At 70.5% G+C, this 23,274-nt stretch carries 18 protein-coding genes and 2 pseudogenes; 10 read left to right on the plus strand and 10 right to left on the minus strand.

From position 1 onward, the window contains the following. Positions 1–11: 11 nt before the first annotated feature. Complete coding sequence (leuD, locus tag AB5L52_RS08180) at positions 12–608, plus strand: 3-isopropylmalate dehydratase small subunit (protein ID WP_369363135.1); 597 nt, start codon at positions 12–14, stop codon at positions 606–608. A 132-nt stretch (positions 609–740) separates the two neighbouring features. Here the strand turns inward: leuD and AB5L52_RS08185 are convergent, their stop codons facing one another. After that, entirely contained in the window at positions 741–3,125 is a 2,385-nt protein-coding gene (locus AB5L52_RS08185) for a phosphoketolase family protein (RefSeq protein ID WP_351024938.1), read from the minus strand. A gap of 318 nt (positions 3,126–3,443) precedes the next feature. Here AB5L52_RS08185 and AB5L52_RS08190 point away from each other — a divergent pair, with 318 nt between their 5' ends. Beyond that, positions 3,444–3,863: a ribonuclease domain-containing protein gene (locus tag AB5L52_RS08190; protein ID WP_351563431.1), complete on the plus strand. Its 420-nt coding sequence runs from the start codon at positions 3,444–3,446 to the stop codon at positions 3,861–3,863. Positions 3,864–3,968: 105 nt separating this feature from the next. On the opposite strand, the gene AB5L52_RS08195 is transcribed toward AB5L52_RS08190, so the two are convergent. From AB5L52_RS08195 to AB5L52_RS08210, 4 genes are all read right to left on the minus strand, one after another. Next, positions 3,969–4,235: a hypothetical protein gene (locus AB5L52_RS08195; RefSeq protein ID WP_369368834.1), complete on the minus strand. Its 267-nt coding sequence runs from the start codon at positions 4,233–4,235 to the stop codon at positions 3,969–3,971. Between the two features lie 527 nt (positions 4,236–4,762). Continuing rightward, the gene (locus AB5L52_RS08200) at positions 4,763–6,241 is read right to left on the minus strand and encodes a protein kinase (RefSeq protein WP_369363136.1); all 1,479 of its coding nucleotides are present in this window, start codon (positions 6,239–6,241) and stop codon (positions 4,763–4,765) included. Between the two features lie 237 nt (positions 6,242–6,478). Continuing rightward, a complete protein-coding gene (locus AB5L52_RS08205) occupies positions 6,479–7,948 on the minus strand; it encodes an aldehyde dehydrogenase family protein (RefSeq protein WP_369363137.1) in 1,470 nt (489 codons plus the stop codon). Positions 7,949–8,439: 491 nt separating this feature from the next. Then, complete coding sequence (locus AB5L52_RS08210; protein ID WP_351024928.1) at positions 8,440–9,180, minus strand: aquaporin; 741 nt, start codon at positions 9,178–9,180, stop codon at positions 8,440–8,442. Positions 9,181–9,368: 188 nt separating this feature from the next. Between AB5L52_RS08210 and AB5L52_RS08215 the strand changes: the two genes are divergently transcribed. After that, positions 9,369–11,048: an IclR family transcriptional regulator C-terminal domain-containing protein gene (locus AB5L52_RS08215; RefSeq protein WP_369363138.1), complete on the plus strand. Its 1,680-nt coding sequence runs from the start codon at positions 9,369–9,371 to the stop codon at positions 11,046–11,048. 46 nt (positions 11,049–11,094) lie between these two features. Here the strand turns inward: AB5L52_RS08215 and AB5L52_RS08220 are convergent, their stop codons facing one another. Then, positions 11,095–11,217: a hypothetical protein gene (locus AB5L52_RS08220; protein ID WP_351024922.1), complete on the minus strand. Its 123-nt coding sequence runs from the start codon at positions 11,215–11,217 to the stop codon at positions 11,095–11,097. Between the two features lie 505 nt (positions 11,218–11,722). Between AB5L52_RS08220 and AB5L52_RS08225 the strand changes: the two genes are divergently transcribed. After that, positions 11,723–12,763, plus strand: a complete 1,041-nt coding sequence (locus AB5L52_RS08225; protein ID WP_369363139.1) for a pyroglutamyl peptidase — start codon at positions 11,723–11,725, stop codon at positions 12,761–12,763. Positions 12,764–13,129: 366 nt separating this feature from the next. Here the strand turns inward: AB5L52_RS08225 and AB5L52_RS08230 are convergent. Next, a pseudogene (locus tag AB5L52_RS08230) lies at positions 13,130–13,258 on the minus strand (TetR family transcriptional regulator); the annotation flags it as partial. A 127-nt stretch (positions 13,259–13,385) separates the two neighbouring features. Here AB5L52_RS08230 and AB5L52_RS08235 point away from each other — a divergent pair. Further along, positions 13,386–13,889: a hypothetical protein gene (locus AB5L52_RS08235; protein ID WP_369363140.1), complete on the plus strand. Its 504-nt coding sequence runs from the start codon at positions 13,386–13,388 to the stop codon at positions 13,887–13,889. Positions 13,890–14,361: 472 nt separating this feature from the next. Here the strand turns inward: AB5L52_RS08235 and AB5L52_RS08240 are convergent, their stop codons facing one another. The 3 genes from AB5L52_RS08240 to AB5L52_RS08250 form a co-directional block, all read right to left on the minus strand. Continuing rightward, a complete protein-coding gene (locus AB5L52_RS08240; RefSeq protein WP_369363141.1) occupies positions 14,362–14,796 on the minus strand; it encodes a hypothetical protein in 435 nt (144 codons plus the stop codon). A gap of 154 nt (positions 14,797–14,950) precedes the next feature. After that, entirely contained in the window at positions 14,951–15,565 is a 615-nt protein-coding gene (locus AB5L52_RS08245; RefSeq protein ID WP_369363142.1) for a LuxR C-terminal-related transcriptional regulator, read from the minus strand. Positions 15,566–15,807: 242 nt separating this feature from the next. After that, positions 15,808–16,296: a hypothetical protein gene (locus tag AB5L52_RS08250; RefSeq protein WP_369363143.1), complete on the minus strand. Its 489-nt coding sequence runs from the start codon at positions 16,294–16,296 to the stop codon at positions 15,808–15,810. Positions 16,297–16,847: 551 nt separating this feature from the next. On the opposite strand from AB5L52_RS08250, the gene AB5L52_RS08255 reads away from it, so the two are divergent. The 5 genes and pseudogenes from AB5L52_RS08255 to AB5L52_RS08275 all read left to right on the plus strand — a co-directional run bounded on the left by AB5L52_RS08255 (position 16,848) and on the right by AB5L52_RS08275 (position 23,269). Continuing rightward, a complete protein-coding gene (locus AB5L52_RS08255) occupies positions 16,848–17,141 on the plus strand; it encodes a hypothetical protein (protein WP_369363144.1) in 294 nt (97 codons plus the stop codon). Positions 17,142–17,613: 472 nt separating this feature from the next. Next, a complete protein-coding gene (locus AB5L52_RS08260) occupies positions 17,614–18,456 on the plus strand; it encodes a LysR family transcriptional regulator (RefSeq protein ID WP_369363145.1) in 843 nt (280 codons plus the stop codon). A gap of 179 nt (positions 18,457–18,635) precedes the next feature. Continuing rightward, positions 18,636–20,270: an IclR family transcriptional regulator C-terminal domain-containing protein gene (locus AB5L52_RS08265; RefSeq protein ID WP_369363146.1), complete on the plus strand. Its 1,635-nt coding sequence runs from the start codon at positions 18,636–18,638 to the stop codon at positions 20,268–20,270. A gap of 367 nt (positions 20,271–20,637) precedes the next feature. Then, positions 20,638–21,258 carry a hypothetical protein gene (locus AB5L52_RS08270; RefSeq protein WP_369363147.1) on the plus strand — a complete coding sequence of 207 codons (621 nt, stop codon included), beginning with the start codon at positions 20,638–20,640 and terminating at the stop codon, positions 21,256–21,258. A 503-nt stretch (positions 21,259–21,761) separates the two neighbouring features. Then, positions 21,762–23,269, plus strand: a pseudogene (locus AB5L52_RS08275) (aldehyde dehydrogenase family protein). The last annotated feature ends 5 nt before the right edge of the window (positions 23,270–23,274 follow it).

Raw genomic sequence — 23,274 nt, forward strand, 5'->3', positions numbered from 1 at the left:
GGAGAAGCCGTATGGAACCGATCATCCGTGTCACCGGCTGTGGGGTGCCCCTGGACCGGCCCAACGTCGACACCGACCAGATCATCCCCGCCGCATGGCTGAAGAACACCACCCGCACCGGTTACGCCGACGGCCTCTTCGAGCAGTGGCGCCGCGACCCGGGCTTCGTCCTCAACCGGCCCGAGCGTGCCGGGGCGGCGATCCTGGTCAGCGGCCCGAACTTCGGCTGCGGTTCGTCGCGTGAGCACGCGCCGTGGGCGCTGCACGAGTGGGGTTTCCGGGCGGTGATCGCACCGGGGTTCGCGGACATCTTCCGCAACAACATGCCGAACGCCGGGCTGGTCCCCGTCTGGTGCGAGCCGGCGGTGGCCGCTGCCCTGATGGCCGCCACCACTGCCGACGCCACCGCCGAGATCAGCGTCGACGTGGCTGAGCGAACGGTCACCTGCGCGGCAGCCGGGGTCCGGGCGGCGCCGTTCCGACTCGACGACGACGCCCGCGACAGGCTCGTCTCCGGGCTGACCCAGCTGGAGGTGACGTTGCGCGCCGCTGACCGGATCGCGGCGTACGAGCGGGCTCGCGCCCCCTGGCTGGACGTTTCCGCCTGAGGCACGGCTGCGGATCCTGGCGCCACCGCCCGCCCGACGGCCTCCTGGGCGGCCCGGCCTGCCGCCGTGAACCTCGTCAGCGACCGCTGCCCGGCACCGCGAGGCGCCGCCGGGCAGCGGTCGTTCCGTTCCTCAGCCGTCCCACGTCCAGTCGGTCACCTCGGGCAGGTCCACGCCGTGTGCGCGGATCCAGCCGTGGTGGCGCTGTCGTACGTCCGCCATGTTCTGGCGTAGGGCCGCCGCGCGGACCGCGAGGCCGGGCACGCGGTCGATGACGTCCATGACCAGGCGGTAGCGGTCGAGGTCATTGCGGACGACCATGTCGAAGGGGGTGGTCGTGGTGCCGATCTCCTTGTAGCCGCGCACGTGCAGGTGGTGGTGACCGGTACGCCGGTAGGCCAGGCGGTGGATCAGCCACGGGTATCCGTGGTACGCGAAGATCACCGGCTGGTCGGCGGTGAAGAGTCCGTCGTACTCGAAGTCGCTCAACCCGTGCGGGTGTTCCTCGCTCGGCAGCATCCGGGCGATGTCCACGACGTTCACCACGCGCACCGCCAGCTCCGGCAGGTGCCGGCGCAGCAACTGGGCTGCGGCCAGCACCTCCTGGGTCGGTACGTCCCCCGCGCAGGCGAGGACGACGTCGGGCTCCCGCGAGCCGTCCTCGGTGCCGGCCCACTCCCAGATCCCGGCGCCACGCGCACAGTGCACGTTCGCCTCCGCCATCGACAGCCAGTCGAAGCAGGGCTGTTTGCCCGCCACGATCACGTTGACGTAATCGCGGCTGCGCAGCGCATGGTCGGCCACCGAGAGCAGCGTGTTGGCGTCGGGCGGGAAGTAGACCCGGACGGCCTCGGGGCTCTTGTTGAGGATGTGGTCGACGAAGCCGGGGTCCTGGTGGGAGAAGCCGTTGTGGTCCTGACGCCACACGTGCGAGGTCAGCAGGTAGTTGAGGGAGGCGATGGGGGCACGCCAGGGCAGCCGGCGCGTGGTGCGCAGCCACTTGATGTGCTGGTTGACCATCGAGTCGACGATGTGCGCGAAGGCCTCGTAGCAGGAGAACAGCCCGTGCCGTCCGGTGAGGAGGTAGCCCTCCAGCCAGCCCTGACAGGTGTGTTCGGACAGGATCTCCATCACCCGGCCGTGCCGGTCGAGATGTTCGTCCACCTCGAGGGTTTCCGCCTGCCAGGCCTTGCCGCTGGCCGCGTAGACCGCCTGGAGCCGGTTGGAGGCGGTCTCGTCGGGGCCGACCAGGCGGAAGTCACGGCGGTCGGCGGTGGCGGCCATGACGTCCTGGAGCAGGTCGCCGAGGACACGAGTGGGTTCGTGCAGGGTGGCGCCGGGCTTGTCGACGGCGACGGCGTACCGCTCCAGCGGCGGCAGGGGCAGTTCACGCAGCAGCAGGCCGCCGTTGGCGTGCGGTGTCGCGCCCAGCCGACGGGCCCCTTCGGGAATGCAGGCCAGCACCTCGTCGCGCGGCGCGCCGTGCTCGTCGAACAGCTCCTCGGGACGGTACGAGCGAAGCCACTGCTCCAGTTGCCGCAGGTGCTCGGGGTTGTCCCGCACGGCGGCCAGCGGCACCTGGTGGGAGCGCCAGGTGCCCTCCACGGGCAGGCCGTCGACCTCCGCGGGGCCGGTCCAGCCCTTCGGAGTGCGCAACACGATGACGGGCCAGCGGGGCCGATCGGTGACACCGTTCCGGCGCACGGCACGCTGAATTCCGGCGATGCGGTCCACGGCGGTGTCCATGGCCCGCGCCATCGCGCGGTGCACTTCGGCGGGGTCGTCGCCGGTGACGTGGATCGGATCGTGGCCGTAGCCGCGCAGCAACGCGTCCAGCTCTGCCTCGGGGAGCCGGGACAGCACCGTCGGGTTGGCGATCTTGTACCCGTTGAGGTGCAGGATCGGCAGCACCGCTCCGTCCTCGACCGGGTCGAGGAACTTGTTCGCATGCCAGGAAGCGGCCAGCGGTCCGGTCTCCGCCTCGCCGTCGCCGATCACACAAGCCACCAGCAGGCCGGGGTTGTCCAGCGCGGCGCCGTAGGCGTGGGAGAGGGAGTAGCCGAGCTCGCCGCCTTCGTGGATCGAGCCGGGGGTCTCGGGCGCGACGTGGCTCGGCACCCCGCCGGGGAAGGAGAACTGCTTGAAGAGCCGAGCCATACCCGCCGCGTCCCGGGTGATGTCGGGGTACACCTGCGTGTACGAGCCCTCCAGCCAGGAGTTGGCGAGCACCGCCGGCCCGCCGTGGCCGGGCCCCCAGACGCACAACGCGTCCAGGCCACGGGCCTTCACCACCCGGTTGAAATGGGTGTACACGAGGTTGAGGCCCGGTGAAGTGCCCCAGTGGCCCAGCAGACGCGGTTTGATGTGCTCCGGGCGCAGTGGCTCGGTCAGCAGGGGGTTGGCCATGAGGTAGATCTGGCCGACGGAGAGGTAGTTCGCGGCGCGCCAGTGGGCGTCCAGCGCCCTCAGCTCGTCCTCGGTCGGCTGGGCAGGTGCCTGCCGCGTGTCGACGGACATCGGGATTCCTTTCGATGCCGGGGCGGTGGTCCGGTGGCGTACGTGCCGGTTCGCACGCCCCACCCTCCACCGCCCCGGCGGTCCCCCGACAGGGCCGTTCGGGTCACGCTTCTCAAGACGGCGGCGAGGTGGACGGTGGTGGCCCCGTCGCAGGGGGACCGCGACCGCCCGGCCGTCCGCTCTCGGAACAGCGGAGCAGCGGAGCATGATGTGCCCGCATCACAAGGCAATTGCCCCTCTCCGGCAACCGGCGATACACCCGGTCGTCACACAAGGCCAGCAGGGTGACATGTCCATGTACACATCTTGGAGGGTTCCTTGCTGACTCTGCGACGTCCCCAGCTGTCCTGGGCCAAGCGGTTCGCGGTGCTGTTCGCCGCCATCGCGTCCGTGCTCAGTGTGTCCGCCGTCAACAGTCCTGCCGCGAATGCGGCGGTCTACAGCTCCTGCAACATCGACGGATGTTCCGACGCGGCCTCGGCCAACTCGACCTGGTCCGACCTCGGCTACCCGACCACACGGGGCTGGGTCGACTGGCCCGACGGCCAGTGCAGCTACGCGGGCGGCGAGTTCTACAACAACGACGGCGAGTTGCCTTCCGGTGACACCTTCTACGAGTACGACGTCTACCCGCGCGCCTGCGGCGCCCATCGGGACGCCTACCGGATCGTCGTCGACTCCAACACCGGCGCGGTCTGGTACTCGCCCAACCACTACACCGACTTCTACCAGCTCTGACGCTCCAGCGGGCTGATGTCCCATCAGGGGCGGTCTTCCTGAGAGACCGCCCCTCGATCGGAGGAGAAGCCCTCGTCGCCGGCCACGGGGCGTCGTCCTGTTCGGTCAGAAGGGGCGGAAGACAAGGACGGCGTTCTGTCGTCCGAAGCCGACCGAGTTGCTCAGCGCCAGCCGGGTGCGGTGCGGTCGGGGGCGGCCGGAGACCAACTGGAGACCCCAATCGTGCTCAGCGCGGCGGAAGTTGGCGATGGGAGGAACCGTTCCCTGGGTGATGGCCAGGACCGTCAGCGCCGCTTCGATCGCACCGGCCGCCCCCGTGGTGTGGCCCAGTACGCCCTTGGCCGCGGTGATCAGGGGCCGGCCGCCGAACAGCCGGACGCATCCTCAGGGTGCTGCGTCGCCGCCACCCACGGCTTCGGGGCCAACGTCACGGAAGTAGGGGTCCGTGACGTCCCGGCACTGCACTGCCTGCGCCCGGAAGACATCGACGCCGCCACGATCACGGTGCTCGACACGACAGCCGACGGCCGGGTCCGCCGGGAGGTGGGCCAGGCGCTGGACCGCCTGGGACCCACAAGCCACGCCCGGCGCCAGGTCCGCACCCCGGTGGAACCGCCGCACTCCATGCCAGGGGCCACGGAAGACACAGGCCCCGAGCGGAGACCATGCTGAGTCCGAGGCGGTTCATCGCCGGCATAGGGGAGGGTCGTGCTGGCCGTCCTCGCCGCCCGGCGCACCAGTGCGCCGCTTCCCGAGCGGCGCGTCCCGTGTCTCTTCGGCCCCCGCCACGGCTCGTCGGGCAGTGAGGTGAGCGGGTGCCCACCGGGCGGGGTGCCGCGGATGGTGCCGGCCTGCGCCGAAGACACGCTGCGGGCCGAACCGGTGCCCCTGGTGGCAGTTCAGTCGAGCCGACGCGCAGGCGGCCGTGCCTGGGGCGCCGCGCTGACGGGCTGTCCCGCCGGTGCCGCCCGCCTCGTGCCACCCCGGCGCCGTACAAGTGCCGGGGTCTCCCACAACAGGGTGGCGACGGTCATCAGGGACAGCAGCAGGTAGAAGACGAAAAGCTTGCGCAGGTCGTCGAGGACGTACCAGACCGACGCGGTGGCACAGAACCAGAAGGCGACCAGTGAGCCGGCGCCGCCCTCCTTGCTGCGTGCCGCGCCGACAAGGCAGCAGGCGGCCGTCAGCGCCAGCAGCGCGGCTATCCCGACGTACGAATGCGCCCACCCGTCATTGGCGCGCCGCAGTTCCGAGTTGACCGCCACGGCCTCCGCCACCGGCCCCCAGCCCACTACGCACGACAGGCGTCTCGACCACGGCAGTGTCACCAGCCCCAACAGGCCTGCCGCGGTGGCAACCCGGCCGAAGTGGGCTGTGTCCACAACGTGACCACGTGCGCACAGCAGCGACAGCAGACACCCCAGCAGGGCCAGGACGCTGTCGACCGTGGGGCGCAACACGAACCTGTGCTGAAGCGCCGTTCGCATGCCGGAGCGCGTCGCCGGAGGGAGGGGGGCGGGAGCCTGGGCCGTCGGCATGGCGGACTGGGTCAGGGCATCGGCGAGGGCAGCGCCCATCTGCCGCGCGTCAGCAAACCGTTCCTTCGGATCCTTGCTCAGAGCACACTGAATCACCGCCTCCACCGCCTGCGGCACTTGCGGGCGGAGCCGGGAGACCGGCTCCGGTTCGGCGAACAGGTGCTGATGCATGACGGCGAACGGTGATTCACCGCGGAACGGCGGCTGTCCGGTCAGAAGTTCGTGCAGCAGACACCCCATGGCGTACAGATCGGCCCGGTGGTCGATCTCCGCCCCGCTGATCTGCTCGGGCGAGAGGTAGGCGGGGGTGCCTATGGCGGCGCCGCTGCCGGTGATGCGGGTGGCCGTCTCGGTGAAGGCTTTGGCGATGCCGAAGTCGAGGACCTTCACGGTGCCGAGGCCGGTGCGCATGATGTTCGAGGGCTTGACGTCCCTGTGCACGATTCCGCGTTCGTGACTGTGCTGCAGCGCGTCCAGCACGGCACATGCCGTCGTGATCGCGTCGGCGACGGGCAGTGGGCCATCGCGCAGGGCCTCGGCGAGGGTCGAGCCCGGCACGTATTCCATCACCAGGTAGGGCCGGGGGCCGTCGGCGTCGGGCTCCTCCCCGACATCATGAATGGTGGCCACGGCGGGGTGGTTGAGCGCGGCCGCCGCATGTGCCTCACGCCGGAAGCGGGCTCGTGACTGTGGATCGTGGGCCAATGCCGAGGAGAGCAGCTTGACTGCGACAGGGCGACGCAGCTGCCGGTCCACCCCTCGATGGACCGTTCCCATACCGCCCTGCCCGAGCCTCTCCACCAGCTCGTACCGGCCACCGAGGACCTTGTCCCGCCCCACTCACGCCTCCCCGTTCACCAGAAACCCGACGAAGCTTACGGCTTCCGCGATCCGAGGGCAGTGGGGTGGTGGCGGAGGCGTCCGAGGGCAACGGCGACCCGAAGCAGATGCTGGTCCTCGTCCCAGCACGTGTCCTGATCCAGGCACCCGGTACCTCGGTTCCGATGGCGGGCACGATGAGCACGGACCGCCGGTCGGCCAGGCGTTCGAGCGCCTCCCGTACGGGGGCGCCCCCGCTCAGATCGGGAAGTGGGCGTGCCCGCGGGCCTGGGCCGTGACCCAGCGGATGTCGGTGAACGCCTCGACGCCGGCCTGGCCGCCGAAGCGGCCGTAGCCGGAGTCCTTCACCCCGCCGAACGGGGCCTGGGGCTCGTCGGCGATCGACTGGTCGTTGATGTGGACGATCCCGGTGCGCAGCCGGGAGGCGACCTCAAGACCTGCGCGGAGGTCCTCGGTGATGACACCGGCGGTCAGCCCGTAAGGGGTGTCGTTGGCGAGGGCAACCGCTTCGTCGGCGCTGTCGACCACGTGCACCACGATCACCGGGCCGAAGGTCTCGTCGTAGTAGATCTTCATGTCCTTGGTGACGCCGGTGAGCACCACCGGGCGGATCAGAGTGTCCGGCCCCTCGGGCCGGCCGGTGCCCGCGGCGAGGGTCGCTCCCCCGGCGAGGGCGTCCTCGACAAGTGCGGTGATGCGCCGCGCCGCACGGGAGTTGACGACGGGCCCGACGGCGGTGGCGGAACGGGAAGGGTCGCCGCAGTTCAGCCGCGTCGCCCGGGCGGCGAACTTCGCGGTGAACTCCTCGGCGAGCGAGCGATGGACGATGACCCGGTCCAGACACATGCAGATCTGGCCGGAGTTCATGAAGGAGCCGAAGACGGCCGCGTCCACGGCGTAGTCGACGTCCGCATCCTCCAGGACCACCAGGGCGTTCTTGCCGCCGAGTTCGAGGACTGCGGGCTTGAGGTGCTGGGCGGCCTGGACTCCGATGGCCCGGCCCACCTCGGTCGAGCCGGTGAAGTTGACTATGCGCACCCGCGGGTCCGCGATGAGCGCGCCGACTACGTCGGCGGCGTCCGCCCGGTCGTTGGTGACGACGTTGAGCACGCCCGCGGGCAGTCCGGCCTCGTGCAGGACGTCGGCGATGAGCAGGCCGCAGGCGATCGGGGCGTCCTCGCTGGGCTTCATCACGACGGTGTTGCCGACGGCGAGCGGCAGCGCGACCGCGCGCACGCCGAGGATCACGGGTGCGTTCCACGGTGAGATGGCGGCGACGACGCCCTTGGGGACACGTGTCTGGGCGGAGATGACTCCGTCGGCGTCGGTCGCGAGCAACTGGCCGGTGGGCCGGCTGACGGCGGCGGCCGCTTCCAGCAGGATGTCGGCGGCGAGCCGGGCGTTGAAGGCCGCCCATGGGGCGGTGCCGCCGACTTCACCGGCCATGATCTGCACGATGTCGTCACTGCGGTCGGCCATCAGCCGGGCCGCCTCGAGGAAGATCTGCCGACGGGTGGCGGGCTTGGTGGCCGCCCACTGCGCGTAGGCGGCGTCGGCGGCGTCCACCGCCCGGGTCACGTCCTGGACGGTTGCGGCGGCGACCTCGGCGTAGACCGCTCCGGTCCAGGGATTGGTGTCGGGGGTGGTGCGGGCGGAAGAGGCGGGAACCTCGCGGCCATTGATGATCAGGCCTCGGGTGACGGACACGGGCTGCTCCGGTTCGGGTAGGTCGGACGGTCGAGCGGTCGGGTGGCTGATCGGTTGGGTGGTTGATCGGTTGGGTGGTCTGGTGGGTCGGCTGGGCGAGAGCCGGGCCGCCGGATGTGAAAGAGGTCGGTCGGGTCGGGGCCGGTCGGGCGGTCGGGCGGTCGGGCGGTCGGGCGGTCGGCTGGTCTTGCGGGTCGGCTGAGCGAGAGCCAAGCCGCCGCATGCGAAAGAGGTCGGTCGGGTCGGGGCCGATCAGACGGTCGGTCGGCTGGCTGGTCTGGCCGGTCGGCTGGGCGAGAGCCAGGCCGCCGGACGCGAAAGAGGTCAGTCGGATCGGAGCCGGACAGGCGGTCGGCCGGTCGGCTGGTCTGACGAGTCGACTGGGCGAGAGCCGAGCTGCCGGACGTAAAAGAAATCGGTCAGGTCGGGGCCGGTCAGACGGTTGATCAGTTGGCTGGTCGGGCGGGTCGGGGCCGGGTGGGCGGAGGGTGTCAGGTCGTGGCCGGGCGGGCGGTGGCCGGGCCGCTGGTCCGCAGGGCGCGGTGGGACAGGCCCGCGAGGAGACCGGCGAGGAGGGGCGAGAGCAGGTAGATCCACAGGTGCGCGTACTGGCCGGACAGCAGTGCGGGGCCGAAGGCGCGGGCCGGGTTGATGTTCGCGCCGGTGACCGTGCCGAGCGAGGCGATGACGAGGCCCACTCCCAGCGCGATGACGGCGGGGATCAGTGCGTGCAGCCGGGGGCTGCCCATCACCACGGCGACGGCCGCGAGGACGGCCGTGAGTGCGGCGGTCTCGATGAGGAACAGCGCCGTCGTACCGAGTCCGGGGGCTGGAGCGACCGCGGCGTAGTGCATCCGGCCGACGGGGGCTCCCCACACCAGACGGGCGAGGGCGGGACCGCTGACGGAGCCGGCCAGTTGGGCGGCGATGTAGGGCACGACGGCGCGGGCCGGGAAGAGGCCGTCCGCCCAGAGGAAGACGGTGACGGCGGGGTTGAAGTGGCCGCCGGAGGCGCGGCCGGTCGGGGCGTACATGAGTGCGGCGAGCAGCACGGCCACCACGGCTCCGGCCGTGCCGAGCATGAGGTGGGGGTCTTTGATCGCCAGGCGCGAGTCCGGCAGGGCGAGCACGCGGGCCAGGCTGACCACGCCGAAGAAGAGCACGGTGGTCGACAGGAACTCGTAGCCGGAGTGGCGGGCGAGGTCCACCCGGCTACGGGAGGAAGAACTCATGGCTGTCCTCGGGAGTTGGGGCCGAGCCGGCGGATGCGCTCACGACCAGGCGTCCGGTTTTTTCTCTGAATGAACTTTCGTTCGTTGAGCGTGAGGCTTGAGTCTGCGATGTCTGTGCGGCCCTGTCAACGCTCGGTAGCGTTCTCCTGCGAGAACGATCAGTACGAGAAACGGGAGCGGCGCCGGCGATGGCAGGACGGGCAAGGGCCACCAGCAGCGACACCGGGGAGGCCGGGTCGGGTGGGGAGGCGGAGGGCCCGCTGACGCGCGGTCTGGCCGTGTTGGAGGCGGTCACCCGCTCCACCGAGGCGGTGCGGGCGGCCGACCTGGCCAGGACGACGGGCTTGGCACGCTCCGCGGTGGACCGGCTGGCCGCGACGGCGGTTCACCTCGGTTACCTGCGCACCGCGGGCCGTGAGCTGGAAGCGGCTCCGCGGCTGATGGAGTTCGGCAACGCCTATCTGCGCGCCGCGGGCCTGCCCGACGCCGCCCAGCCCCATCTGGACGCCCTGGCCCGCACGCTGGACGAATCCGTGTCGCTGATCGCGACGGACGGCTGCGACATGCGCATCGTGGCCCGCGCGATCCCCCCGGAGCGGGTGATTCCGCTAGGGTTCCGGGTCGGAGACCTGCTGCCCGCGGACCGCTGCGCCGCCGGCGCCGTCCTCGCCGGCGTCTGGGCACCCGAGCAGCACGCGGCCTGGCGGGCGCACCGCGCCGCCGATCCGCTGGATGAGGGCTACCCGGCCCTTCCCCCACGCGCCGCACGCCCCGGCCAGGCGGCTGAGGCGGAGTTCGCCGCCTGGATCAGCGAGGCGCACGGGCAGGGCTGGGCCCTGGACGACCAGATCGCCGCCCCGGGTCTGGTCGCCCTGTCCGTTCCCGTCCCCGGCCCCGACGGCAGCCCCCGGTACGCGCTGAGCGTGCTCGCCCACACGAGCCGGTGGAGTGCGCAGGCGCTACGTGACCACGGTCTGGCTCATCTGACCTGCACGGCACGGGAGTTGGGCGACGCGCTCGCTGCCGAGCGGCCCGCGGCGCAGGGGCCGGTGCCGTCGGCGTACACCGATGCCAAGACGGAACTCGGTCCCCTGTTCCTGCAGGCTCTGGCCCGCGGGCTCGCCGTGCTGACCGCGCTCGGCGGCGCACGCGGCGGCCTCACCCTCAACGATGCGGCGCGGGCCGCCGGGCTGTCGTACCAGAGCACCCGCCGCAACCTGCTCACCCTGCTGCGTCTGGGCTACGCCGAACAGTGCGGGCGGCATTACCTCCCCGCCCCGCGCACGCTCGGTCTCGGCTACGCCCCGCTGTCCGGGCTGAGCCTGGCGGACATCGCGCGTCCGCATCTGGCCGCGCTCGCCGGCCGGGTCCAGGAGTCCGCGTCCGTCGCCGTACTCGACGAGGCGGAGGTGCGCTATCTGGCCCGCTCCGCGACCCAGCAGGTCACGAGCGTCGCCATCCACCCGGGTGTCCGGCTGCCCGCCTACGCCACCTCCATGGGGCGTGTCCTGCTGGCGGACCTGCCCCGCGCGGAGCAGGAGCGGCTGCTCGCCCTGCTGCCTCCGCGCCCGCTGACCCCCTTCACCCGGACCTCGCACCGCGAACTCCTCGGCGTCTTCGATCAGGTGCGGCAGGACGGCTGCGCGCTGGTCGAGCAGGAACTGGAGACGGGCCTTCGCTCCATGGCGGTCCCGCTGCACGATGTGCGAGGCAGAGCCGTCGGCGCCGTCAACCTCGCCCTGCACGCGGGCCCGGAGACCCCCGAGCAGTCTCGTGCACGTCTGCTGCCTCCTCTGTTGTCCGCCGCAGGAGCGATCGAGGCGGATCTGGCCGCGGTCTTCGCCTTCTCGCCGGTCCGCAGCGACTGAGACACCTCGCCCAGGCGGTACAGGCGGTACGACCGCTGCCCCGGTCTCAGCCGGCACAACGGAGAAGTCCGGCCGCCTGCTTGGCCGCAAGGACGCGCCGTCCGCTCTGCTCGACGTGTGCCCGCAGGGCCGGCTCGTCGCCCAGGGCGGCAAGGACCGCAGAGGTCATGGCGGGGATGTGGCCGGAGTTCACGCTCAGCACGAGGTCGCCGCCGGCGCGCAGGAAGGCCAGATGTGAGCAACTCGCACAAGGTCTACGGCTCGTCCACGGAGGCCGGCCCGGGGTCGCCGCGGCCGCGGAAGGCACACCGTCCTGGCCGAACCGGCACAGGGTGCCCGAGCCGGTGACAGCAGGCAGGGGCGGCTGGCACGCTCGTGGCGTTCGTGAGGCCGACCATCCGGAGTCTCTGCCCGAAAGGTCCACAGTGAATCGTCTTCTTGGTGTCGGAACAGCCATCCTGCTCGCCAGCACCCCGCTTGCGGCCACCTCCCCGGCGTCCGCTTCGGACCGCCCCGGATGCACCTTTTCACCAAGCGTCCACGGCACCACCGAAGAACAGCGGCTCTCGCATCCCATACCGCAGCAGCTCCTGCGCGACAGCGGGTTGCAGAAGGCGGTGGCGGACTTCTCCCGGAGTCTGTGTGCCACGCGCTCGGTGGGTCAGGCCAGGACCGTGACGAGGGATCACGGACACCGGCTGTGGAAGGCGGCCGTCCGGCGCGCTCAGCAGCCCACCACGGACAAGCCGGCCGCGGGCACGCTCGGCAACGACGATGACAGGCCCCTGTACTGGGCCCGCCTGAGCATGACCCTGGCTCTGCGGCAGTGGAACCCCGCCTTCACCGTGTCCTCGGCACAACGCGGGGCCCTGCTAGAGCTGTTGGAGAGCACCTCACGCGGCCAGGACACCATCACCTTCGGCAAGGACACCGGCGTCAAACGGATCCTGCTCACCGGGTTCGACCCCTTCGACCTCGACTGGGACAGCCGCACCTCCAATCCCTCGGGTGCCGTCGCCCTGGCACTGGACGGCGTCACGGTGCAGACCCCGTCCGGGCCGGCCCGTATCGAGACGGCCGTCTTCCCGGTCCGCTGGCAGGACTTCGCCGACGGAACCGTGGAGCACACGCTGGCCTCTCACTTCCGGCCCGGTCCGCAGCAGGTGGACATGTTCGCCACCGTGAGCCAAGGTCAGCCGGACCGCTTCGACATCGAGCGCTGGAACGGCGCGTGGCGCGGCGGGTACCAGGACAACGACAACCTCTCCAGCACGGGCACGATCCCCATCCCGGCGGGCCTTCCCACGGTGCACCCCCAGCCCCAGTGGACACACACCACGCTGCCCTACCAGGCCATCGTGCAGGCCGCGACGGGCCGGTTCCCCGTGTACGACCACACCCAGGTCACCGAGATCCCGGCGGGCGGCACCAAACCGGTGGTACGCCCGAACGGACCGACGCCCGGTTCGGTGGCACGCGGGGGCGGTGGCGGTGACTACCTGTCGAACGAGATCGCCTACCGCGCCACCCTCCTGCGCGACGCGCTCGACCCGCACATCCCCGGCGGCCACATCCACACCCCCGTGCTGGAGTTCGGCGCCGGCAACAGCACAGACCTGAACGACCCGACGTTCCTGCGCAACCGAGGGGACATCGTGGCCCAGACACGGGCCATCGTGACCGCGGCGGCGGCCACTCTCGGCACCCGCCGGTAGCGAGCGCGACCGGTGTTCCAGGTGCGCTGAGCCCGGCGCACCTGGGACACCACGCGGGCTACGACGTCGAGTTCGCTCCGGCGGCCGGCCGCAAGCCGGCATTCCGCCCTCATGTCAGCTGTGGACGCGTTGACTCACGGCTCGTCCATGCTCCCTCGACAAGGGAACGGCCTTGGTCAGCGGGGTTTGGTCCCGTGCAACAGCAGGCGGATGTGGTCATCCAGCTGGGTCTCCGCTGCGCTGACGGTGAGATTCCCGGTGGCAGCGAGCACCGCCAGACGCACCGCTGACCGCGAACAGGGCCAGGCCCCCGGCGTCGCCACCGATGACCTCGCTGCCGTCCTGCGCCTCCGAGATGACCCGCGTGATCTCACGGGCGAGTTCACGCAAAGACAGCCCGGCACCTCCTTCGCGCAACGTGAACTCGGCGCGTTCGAGCAGAGCGGCGCGCAGGTCACCATGATGGTAGGAACGTCGGGAAGGCATGATTGACATCGTATCCCCGGGCGTTGACTCACTCACATGAAGACAATGTCACGGTGACTCAAGCACCGGTGACGGCAGCGATATCCGACTCAACCCCCAGCACGGCGATGCCGTCACCGTTGAGAAAGGACAGCACGTGGGCAAGCAGTTCCCGCCGCAGCCGTGGCATCTGGAAGGTGACATGCTCATCGCCGAGTGGACGGTGAGTTCAGCCGCACTGCCGGCGTGGTCCGTGCCCACCGGGGGACAGCCGCTGCGGTCGGGACAGTGGTGCCGTGTGCTGACGTGCTGGGTCGATTCCCGGGGCGGCCGTGGCAGGGCAAGAGCCGGTGTTCGCGCGCGGTTGTGGCTCGGAACTCCGACCACCAGCACCGAAAGTGAAGGGGTCTTCGTATTCCACCGTGACCGACTGCGTCTGCCCGGGCGCTGTAGCCTGCGCACCCGCCTGCTGCAACAGCCCGTCGAGGGCCGCACGGCGCCGAAACGGATCCCCGTACGGCTCGACGGCCAGGTGCGGTTGGGCCAGGCACGGTTGAGATCGGCGCCCGACGGCCTGCTGGATTTCCTGGACGGGCGGCGGCCGCTGACCGCGTTCTCGGTCAGTGACTTCCGCTGCGGCATCGGCGCACCCGAGAACTGACTGTGACTTCTCCGCTGCTGTCACTCCCCGTTGATGCGCACGTCCAGCCGTTCCGGGCTCCCACCTGTGATGGTGCGAAGCAGTTCACCCGGACACACACGGGCGGCGCGGGCAGCCGGCGGCTCAAGCCGTTCCGGCTGCCCGCGCCGCCTCAGTGGCCAGGGGCCGGCCCAGGTTGCGTACCCAACCCGCCGCGCGACCGGCCCCGGCCATGGAACGGCCGGCTGTGGGGGAACCAACCGACCGGCCTCCGCCAGAATGCCCGGCAGGCGGCGTCCGCATCACTGCCGCTGCCGGTACGGCTCCACCACACTGCCCACCGCGCCCAGCGGAGTCACTGACAGGCCGAGATACCGGTCGGGGCACTTCCCACTGCGAGCCGGTGCATCTCGCTGCCATGCCAGTCGCCGAGCCGAACGCCACCCCCGGCATGGAGTGAACCGGCACTGGTGCCGGGGTTCGAGACAGGAGGTCAGCTCTCGGGGAGCGAGGATGTCCCGCTGGATGGAGCGCAGGTGCTCTGCCAGCCAGCGATCATGACCGGGGGCATCTCGGCTCGGGCGGTGTGGGCGCCGATCACCGCCTTCACGACTCGCTCGCGTTCCGCCTCTTTGCGCAGCAGCACGCTGGACAGACCCCAGTGCACCGCTCTGAGAAACTGCTGTTCCTGGATGAGGTCGGTGATGAGCACCATGCGCATGCCCGCTGTGGTGGACCTGCGCGCGAGGTTCTCCATCCGGGTCAGGGTCGCCGTGCCGACGTGGTCGTCGACCACCACACACACGTCCGCCTCGGTGCTCTTCTCCTTCGGCAGCAGGGTTGTTGAGGGGTGGTCCTCCAGATACGAAGCCAGACCTGCGCCCGTGACAGGGTCCGAGGTGGTGACCAGGACACGAACGAGCTCCACACGCACTCCCGCACTCATCCAGCCCGGTGCGGGAGCGGCAGTCTGCCCGGCGTCCCCACCGGTGAACACGCTTGACGACTCCTGCGATGACCGTGGCGGCCGAGAAGTTCGGACCCTCAACACGCCTTCTGGGCGCGTCGGCCGTCGCCATGGATCACAGAACTCCCTGCCGCAGGGCGTAGCCCACCGCATGCGTGCGGTTGCGCAGGTGCAGCCGGTTCAGCAGCGCGGAGATGGTGTTCCTGATGGTGCGTTCGGAGAAGTTGAGTTGCTGCGCGACCTCGGCCGTGCTGAGTCCGTCCGCCAGCAACCGGACCACGTGGATTTCGCGCGTGGTCAGGGCAGTGCGCGGCGCGGAGTCCTGCCGTGGTGCCGGCTGCACGAGGTGGGCCGGCGTGCTGCCGGCCTGGCGTTGCAGGCCGCGGATCCGGGCGGCGAAGACCGCAGCGAGGACCTGTTCACGTACCGCGGTGCTCCATGGGAGCACGCTCACGACCCCCCAGCGTCTGGCGCGCTGAAGCTGGTGTGCGGGAACGGCGTCGGCGATGAGCACCATCCGCATGGCGGGGTTGGCGGCCTGCTTGGCGGCGTACTCGACACGGCGCCACGTAGCGGCGTTGACATCGTTGTCTATCACGACGCAGACATCCGATGTGCCGCGCGCCGCCGAGGGCAACACGCGCATCACGGGGCTGTTGCGCAGGTAGGAGGCAATGCCTTCGTCCGCTAAGGGATCACGCGCAAGGATCGAGACGAGCAAAGGTTCCATGGGTGTCAACTCCACTCTCAGCGGCACAACTTCGCACTCTCGGGGCCTGTCATCACCCGAGTCCGGAACCGGGAGGCCCTGCGGCCGGGCCGCCCGCGTGCCTGCGGACGGCACACGAAGGATGCCCAGATGTCCGCCTGCTGAAGTTTCCTTCAATATTGGTTGAGTGTGATCCTGTCCCCGCGACACGCGACTGTCAAGACCGGTGCGGCCTGGGCTCGTGATGGTGCGGGATGGCGTACTCAGGCCGCCACGGCAGCCTTCTCGCTGTCGGCGGCGCGCTCTTCGCTCACGTCGGCGCGCTGCTCCGCGGGACTGTAGATGAGACCCAAGTGCAGCCCGTAGACCCAGTGCCAGAGAAAGACTCCGAGGACGTACTTCCAGCCGAAGTCCAGGCTGAGGAAGCCGGGGTGCAGGCCGCGGGCGGGCGCGAAGACGAAGGGAGTCATGAAGCTGACGCTGATGCAGGCCAGCAGCGTGCCGAAGATCAGGCCCTTGGCAAGGTTGCCGCGCACCGTGCTGCGCCACCGCAGGGCGGGCTGGAGCGCGCAGGCGAACAGGACGGCGAAGACCATGCCGTCGACGTAATGCGACAGCCCTCCCACCAGGAACTTCTGCAAGGGGGTGGCGAACGGGACGAAGACCCACCCCTGGGAGGTGTTCCAGTCGAGCCTCATCATCCCCACGCCGCCGAGCCAGAAGCCGAAGACCGTGGCGAGATGGGTCGACACCAGACCCGCGAGCAGGGCCGCCGCGACGCGGTGCTGGGTGGGCCCAGCGCCGCCACCATGAAAGTTGCTCCATTGCGTTGGACATGGCGACTCCATTGGAAGTGATGTACCCGACCTGCGCGGACCCGGAGATTCACTCTCGGATGAGCCGGAGAAGTGAGGCGCACTCACCCAGTCCGCAAAGTGAACTTATCTTCGATCTGCGGACGGAAGTCTCCAGTCATCCTGTAGCCGTGCCAAGCCTCGGGACACGTCCGCCGGGCAGCTGGGTCGGTGAACGCGCAACCATGCAGGCCGGGAACTCAACTCCGCCCCGTGCACGGCCGTGCACACTATGACCACAAAGCACGCACAGGCTGGCCAAGGCGGCGGGACTGTGGCACTGTGCGCGACATGGGACGCAAGCGCGGCTCCGCCGACCGGCCCCGGCTGCACCATCCCGGCCCGGCCGGGCGGCCATTCCTGGCGCCGCGCGGCCCGGCGGTGCCTCACCGTCCGCTCCCGCCCGCCGTGCGGGCGATTCCCCTTCTCCGTGCCCCTGGAGAGCCTGCATGAACGCGCACGTCCAAGGCCCTGAGCACGACTCGGAGTACGCCGCCCTGCTGTATCTGAGCGGCCTTGACCACACGTCCTCGCACTCCGAGGCCGAGCTGCGCCGGGCGGTGGCCGAGACGTTGACAGCGCTGGACGACCCGGCCGAGCTGGCGGCGGTCTACCGTGCGTGCCTGCGGGGGCCGGGGGCCGTGGGCGACGACATACGGCGAGCGCGCCGGGACTGGGCCCGTCGGATGGCGGACGGCCTGGCCATGGCTGCGGCCGCAACCGCCGACCGAGATCCGGTTTAGCCAGGCCGGTTGAGCCGAGTTCGCCGGGCTGCCGTGGCCGGGGTGACCGGTCGGCGGGTGCGCACCACCCCGGCATCCAGGCTACCCGGGACGCGTGTCACACCCGAGGCCTGCGGTTCCTCTTGGCAACTGACCCATCCATGTGGAAAGTTGAATACCACCAGCACGTTGGCGGCCGGCCGCGCGGAGGGACGGGGTTCTCCTCCTCCTGTGGCGGTGGGATGCCGGTGAGCGCGAGCGAGGCGCTCACCCGGCCGCGTGTGGCATACCGGCCGGTGCCCACCGATCGGGGGACACCGGCGTTCCCCTGCGCCCAACACCCGTGCTGCGGTCCTGAAGTGGCGCATTGACATTGATCCACAACTGCCGGTCCCGGAGCCCCACCCTGGGCGGATCCCTGGATGCGCTAGGTTAGGAGAACGTTGGTTCTCGCTGAAGGGTTCCGGCCATGAAACATGGAGCAGATCTCGGCATGCTCCGCACCTTCCTGTGCGTCTACCGATGTGGAGGCGTCGCCAAAGCCGCAGGCCTGCTCGGGCTGTCCCAGCCCGCCGCCTCGCGCCACCTGAAAACGCTGGAAGGCGCTACAGGCCGGGCGCTCTTCAACCGCCTGGGGGGCGGGGTCGCCCCGACCCAGGCGGGTGACCTGCTGGCCGCTCAGATAGCCACGCACCTGGACGCCCTGGAGGACGCGGTCGACACGCTCGTCCCCTCCAGCACCACGGCTCCGGTACTGCTGGGAGCGCCGGGTGATCTGCTCTCCGTCCATGTCCTGCCCAAATTGGCCCCTTTGCTGGCACAGGGTGTCGACGTCCACTGCCGCATCGTCCTCTCCCCCGAGCTGGCCCAGACGCTCCTCCACGACGAGCTGGACCTCGTCGTGGTGACCAAGATCGAACACGCCCCCACCCGGCAGCTTCATCTGCGGCATCTGTGCGAGGAGGAGTTCGTCCTGGTGGGCCGCGCGGGAGAGGCGCCGTACGACCCCGAGGACGACACACGTCGCTTCATCGGCTACTCCCCCACCATGCCCATGGCCCGGCGCTACTTCCGCATGTGCTGGGGCATTCAGCCGCCTGCGCCCGCGTTGACGGTCGCCGACCTTCGGACCGTGGTGGCCGCCGTCGCGGCGGGAGCCGGACTGAGTGTCGTACCGCGCTACCTCGCCCAGGAGGACCTGGACGCCGGCAGACTCAGCCTGCTGCACACGCCGCTCACCCCGGTCAGCAACTCGATCTATCTGGCCACTCGCCGGGGCCGGGAGCGCCTGCCCCAGATCAAGGCGACGTTCGAGCTCCTCTGCCAGGCAGCGTGACCACGACACGGCCGTAGGCGTTTTACGGACAGAGCCGGGAGTCGGCCGGACGCGGACAGGGGATTGTCCGCTCAGTGAATTATGATTCATAATTGGCGACATGTGAGTCTCCGACCGGGTCTCGTCCTTGTCAACGGGTGCGAGTGAAGCGCCCTTGACTGTCGCGTGAGGTAAATGGCATGCCCGAAGATTCCGTGCGGCCCCTGGAGCGAGGTCTCACCGTGCTGCGCTGTCTGGCCTCGCCTCGCCAGGACCAGCCGATGCGGGCGAGCGACCTGGTGCACGCGACGGGCCTGGCCCGTTCCACCGTCGACCGGGTCGTGGCGACCTTGACTCACCTCGGTTACCTCCGTCAGCACGGAGCCGAACTCCATCTTGCACCGCGGCTGATGACACTGGGCAATGCCTATCTGGCGGCCCGCGGTCTGACCCGGGAGGTCACCGATCGCGTGGCCGCGCTCGCCGACGAGGTGCAGGAGTCGGTCTCGCTGGCAGTGCCCGACGGTGACGGGGTGCGCTTCGTCGCCCAGTCACCGCGCCGCCGCGCGATGTCGGTGGCCTTCCAGGTCGGTGACCTGCTGCCGGCGGAGCGCTGCGCCGCGGGCGCCGTCTTCGCCGCCGACTGGGACGAGCGGCAGTGGGCGGCCTGGCGACAGCGCACGGCAGCCGATCCCGAGGGGATGTCCTCCCCCCTGCTGCGGCCCCGGCGCATCGAGGAGACGGACTTCACCCACAGGGCCGACCAAGCCCGCAGCCAGGGATGGGCCGTGGACGACCAGCTGGTCGAGCCGGGGCTGGTGGCGGCCGCGGTACCCGTCGACACCGGCGGCCGCACCCGGTATGCCCTCAGCATGGTCAGCCATGTCTCCAGGCGCTCCGCGAAGGAGCTCGCCCGGATCGCCGTACCCCGACTGCGCCGGGAAAGCACCGCCCTGGCCCGCCTGCTCGCCCCCGCTACGACGCAGCCGCCGCGGCAGCGCACGCAGGGCAGGACGGGCGATGCGCTCGGGCAGACCAAGAGCGAACTGGGCGCCGAGTTCCTTCAGTCCCTTGCCCGGGGCCTGGCCGTTCTGGAAGCCCTCGACGGCGCATCCGGCGACGGTCTGCCCGTCGCGGCCCTCGCACAGCTGACCGGTCTGCCCCGCACCACCGTCCGGCGCAGCCTGCTCACCCTGGAACACCTGGGATACGCCGAACACGACGAGGGGCTCTTCCGTCCTCTGCCCCGCATCTTCGAGCTCGGCCATCCCCGCGTCGCCGCGGGCTCGTTCACCGACCTGGTGACTCCGCATCTCCGCGCCCTGGTCGACCGCGTCCAGGAGTCGGCCTCCGTCGCCGTTCTGGAGGGCAGCGACATCCTGTACGTGGCACGGGTCTCGACCGTGCGTATCATGACCGTCCACATCGCCCTGGGCACCCGGTTCCCCGCCTACGCCACCGCCATGGGGCGTGTTCTGGTGTCCGGTCTTGACCCCGCCGGGCAGGAGCGTGTCCTCGCCGCCTCCGAACTGCGGGCATACACCGGGCACACCGTCACCTCCCCGGCTCGGCTGCGCGCCCTTTTCACGGCGGCCGCCGACCAGGGTTATGCCGCCGTCGACGAGGAACTGGAGGAGGGCGTGCGTTCGGTGGCGGTACCGATCCGGGACAGCGACGGCAACGTCGTCGCGGCAGTCAACGTCGCCCAGCACTCCGGCGGCACCTCTTTGAGCGAAGCCAGTGAGCGGCTCCTGCCCGCACTTCGGGAGACGGCACTGGCCATCGAGAGCGACCTGCACACCGTCACCCGCTTCGGCACCCTGCACATCCCCTGACCCCGGCCAGCCGGAGGGGCATTGAGGTCCGCAGCACCTCAAGCACCTGTCCGCACCGTCCCTGATACCCCACGCCGCGGACCGACCCGCGGCCCCTGCGCCTCACCGTCAGGCGCGGGGGCGCTGCCGTGTGCGCGCCGCAGCATGCCTCCTGCGCCAACCTGCCCGCCTGAAGCCGGCCGCCGCGCCCGGCCATTCACTCGAAGAAGGTGCGGCAGCACACATGTACCCACCCGAGGTGCACAGGATTCCACCGGTGCGAACACACCTACAGCCAGAGTATCGGGTACATGTGAGGAGGTATCCACAAACGTTGTGAGTACTATGCGGTAACGCAACGGCACATCACCTCGGGAAGAGAGCCACTGTGGCCGAGAACCTTGACGAAACCGCCAGCCTCGGGCCGGTCTACGCCGCCCGGCTGGCCGAAGACCTGAAGCGCAACGCCGAGGAACAGGAGCGCCTCGCCAGTGAGGTGGCGGCCCTCCAGGAGAAAATGGCGACACTGCGCCACAACCAGGCTCTGCTGGTCAACATGCAGCAGGCACTGGGACATACCGAACAGTCAGACGAGTCGGCCACCGCGGGCGGTGCCGAGACCGCCTCGGTTCCCCGGCAGGCGACGCCGACGACGCAGGCCGGCAAGGTGCAGACGGGCCGTGCCAAGAAGTCGACAGCCGTCGCGAAGACCGCGCCCGCCGCCCACTCCACTCAGCCTACCAAGCAGGGCAAGGATCAGGGCCCGACGCTGCGCGACCTCGTGGTCACTCACCTCAGCCGCGAAGGCGAACCCCGGTCGGCCATCGACGTCGCCGGCGCCCTGAGCAAGGAGCACCCGGAGCGCGGCATCAAGATCACCGTCGTACGCAGCACCCTGGAGGCCATGGTCGCCAAGGGACATGTCCGGCGCAGCAAGCGCGGCAAGTCCGTGTTCTACACGGCCGATGCCGTCCGGTCCGCGAGCACGAGCCAGCCCGTCACCGCCTGAACCCGCGGCCCACACGGTGCGCCGCAGGCACCTGGCAGCGGGCACCGGACCGGGCACGAACAACCCCGGACAGAGCGGCATCCCTGACATAACTCCGTAACTCTCACGGCGACGAGAGCCGTTGACCGACTCGCGTCCGCAGGACCGACCGACCCGGACATGAGCGGATGGACGAACAACGGCGGGGCCCACGGGGGGTCGGGAGCCTCACTGCGCACGCAATGCACGCGGGAGGCGAGGACGGCGGCCACCGCGGCCGTCAGGATGCCGTTTGAGTCACCCACGCAGCGTACCCGCTGAATCAGGGACGCCGGGCACGGGTGCGTGCAGTCACTCAAGTGAGTTCAAGCACCATCCATTTGCTGATACTTAGTGATCGTCTGCGTCATGGCTCGTCCGGTGAGGGATGGGTTTAGCTGGACAAGGCCGCAGTCGGCGCCCCGACGCCTGCCGTCGCGTGGTGCGAGAAAGGGAACTCTGCGGCCGGACCGTGGTGTCGGTGAGTGCGCGCGCAGGCCGCGTCACCCGCACGCGGCCGTGAATCTCACTGCACAGGAGACACACATGTCCAGCTTGCGAGGCCGGCTCACCGACGCGCAGCAAGCGCCGGCCGACCGCGGCCACGCCGCACACTTCACCGGCGACGGTCCACCGCCCGCCAGGAAGGCGGTGGCGAAAGGGGGGCCGCCGCACATGAGGCCTTCCCGTCCTGGTCGACGTCAGCCCCCTCGGAACGCAGCGCGGTCTTGATGCACGCCGCTCACCTGCTGATGCTGCGGACCGGTCGCATCGTCCAGACGATGGCCGCCGAATCCGGCGCGGCCGGGCCCTGGTCGGCGTTCAATGCCAAGCTGGCGGCGCAGTTCCTGCTCGACGCGGCGGCCGCGGCCGTCCGGCTCGGCGGGCAGGTCATGCCCACATCCTCCGGGGGGTCCTGCTCCCTACAGGTTCGCGTACCGCTGGGGTGACCGCCGCCTTTACTCCCCGCCATGCCCCGCTCCTCATGGCGGCCCGTGCCGTGGCGTTGCCGTTGGCTCTGGGCAACGCCGTGGTCCTCAAGCCCAGCGAAGCGGCCCCTGCCACGGGCGGGCTGCTGCTGCGGGAGGTGCTGATCGAGGCGGGACTGCCGGACGGTGTCCTCACTGTCGTCACGGACGACGCCGACGACACCGAGGCCGCCGAGCTGGCCCGTGCCCTGGTCGACGACCGGCGGGTCCGTGCCGTCACCTTCACCGGCTCTGCCACGGCCGGCCGCCAGGTCGCCGTGGCAGCGGCCCGGCACCTGAAGCCGGCCCTGATCGAGGTCGGCGGGAAGAACTCCCTGCTCGTCCTGGGCGATGCCGATGTCGAGTACGCCGCCGACGCGGCGGTCGTCAGCTCCTTCCTCGACGCGGGCCAGGGGTGTCTGAGCACCGAGCGGATTTTCGTCGATCGCGCCCTGGCCGACGACTTCCTCGCCCGCCTCGCCGAAAAGCTCACGCGGGCCGACAAGACCGGGCCCACCTGGCCCGCCGAAGTCACCGGCGCCATGTCCGACCCGCGTGCCGCGCGCCGCGTGGCGGCCCTGGTCGCCGACGCCCTCGCCAAGGGCGCCACCGCCGTGACAGGCACTGGCCGCATCGAGGAGGACACCGCTTCCCTCGGACCCGTGGTCCTCACCGATGAGAGCGCGGACATGGACATCTGGTCGCAGGAAGTGGCCGGTCCCGTCGTCACGGTGCACGCGGTGGACAGTACCGACGAAGCTGTCGCCCTTGCCGGCACCCCGCCTTGCGGGCCGGCGGCCGGTGTCATCACCCGCGACTGGGCGGCCGGTCTCGACGTCGCCCGAAGGCTCCCGGCACGCGCCGTCCACGTCAACGACCGTGCCACCGAACCCGTGCAGGCCCCGTTCGGGCACCTGACCGACTCGGGCTACGGCCCCCAGGCGGGCCTCATGGGCATCGAGTACTTCACCGAGACCCGCTGGATCACCGCGGGCGTCTCCGGCCGCCCCGGCTTTCCGCTCTGACCACC

Source organism: Streptomyces sp. CG4, assembly GCF_041080655.1.
Classification (GTDB): domain Bacteria; phylum Actinomycetota; class Actinomycetes; order Streptomycetales; family Streptomycetaceae; genus Streptomyces.

Coding starts and splice junctions, on each gene's coding strand:
- leuD (WP_369363135.1), top strand. CDS start 12: ATGGAACCGATCATCCGTGTCACCGGCTGTGGGGTGCCCCTGGACCGG.
- AB5L52_RS08185 (WP_351024938.1), bottom strand. CDS start 3,125: ATGTCCGTCGACACGCGGCAGGCACCTGCCCAGCCGACCGAGGACGAG.
- AB5L52_RS08210 (WP_351024928.1), bottom strand. CDS start 9,180: ATGAGTTCTTCCTCCCGTAGCCGGGTGGACCTCGCCCGCCACTCCGGC.
- AB5L52_RS08215 (WP_369363138.1), top strand. CDS start 9,369: ATGGCAGGACGGGCAAGGGCCACCAGCAGCGACACCGGGGAGGCCGGG.
- AB5L52_RS08220 (WP_351024922.1), bottom strand. CDS start 11,217: ATGACCTCTGCGGTCCTTGCCGCCCTGGGCGACGAGCCGGCCCTGCGG.
- AB5L52_RS08245 (WP_369363142.1), bottom strand. CDS start 15,565: ATGGAACCTTTGCTCGTCTCGATCCTTGCGCGTGATCCCTTAGCGGAC.
- AB5L52_RS08255 (WP_369363144.1), top strand. CDS start 16,848: ATGAACGCGCACGTCCAAGGCCCTGAGCACGACTCGGAGTACGCCGCC.
- AB5L52_RS08260 (WP_369363145.1), top strand. CDS start 17,614: ATGCTCCGCACCTTCCTGTGCGTCTACCGATGTGGAGGCGTCGCCAAA.
- AB5L52_RS08265 (WP_369363146.1), top strand. CDS start 18,636: ATGCCCGAAGATTCCGTGCGGCCCCTGGAGCGAGGTCTCACCGTGCTG.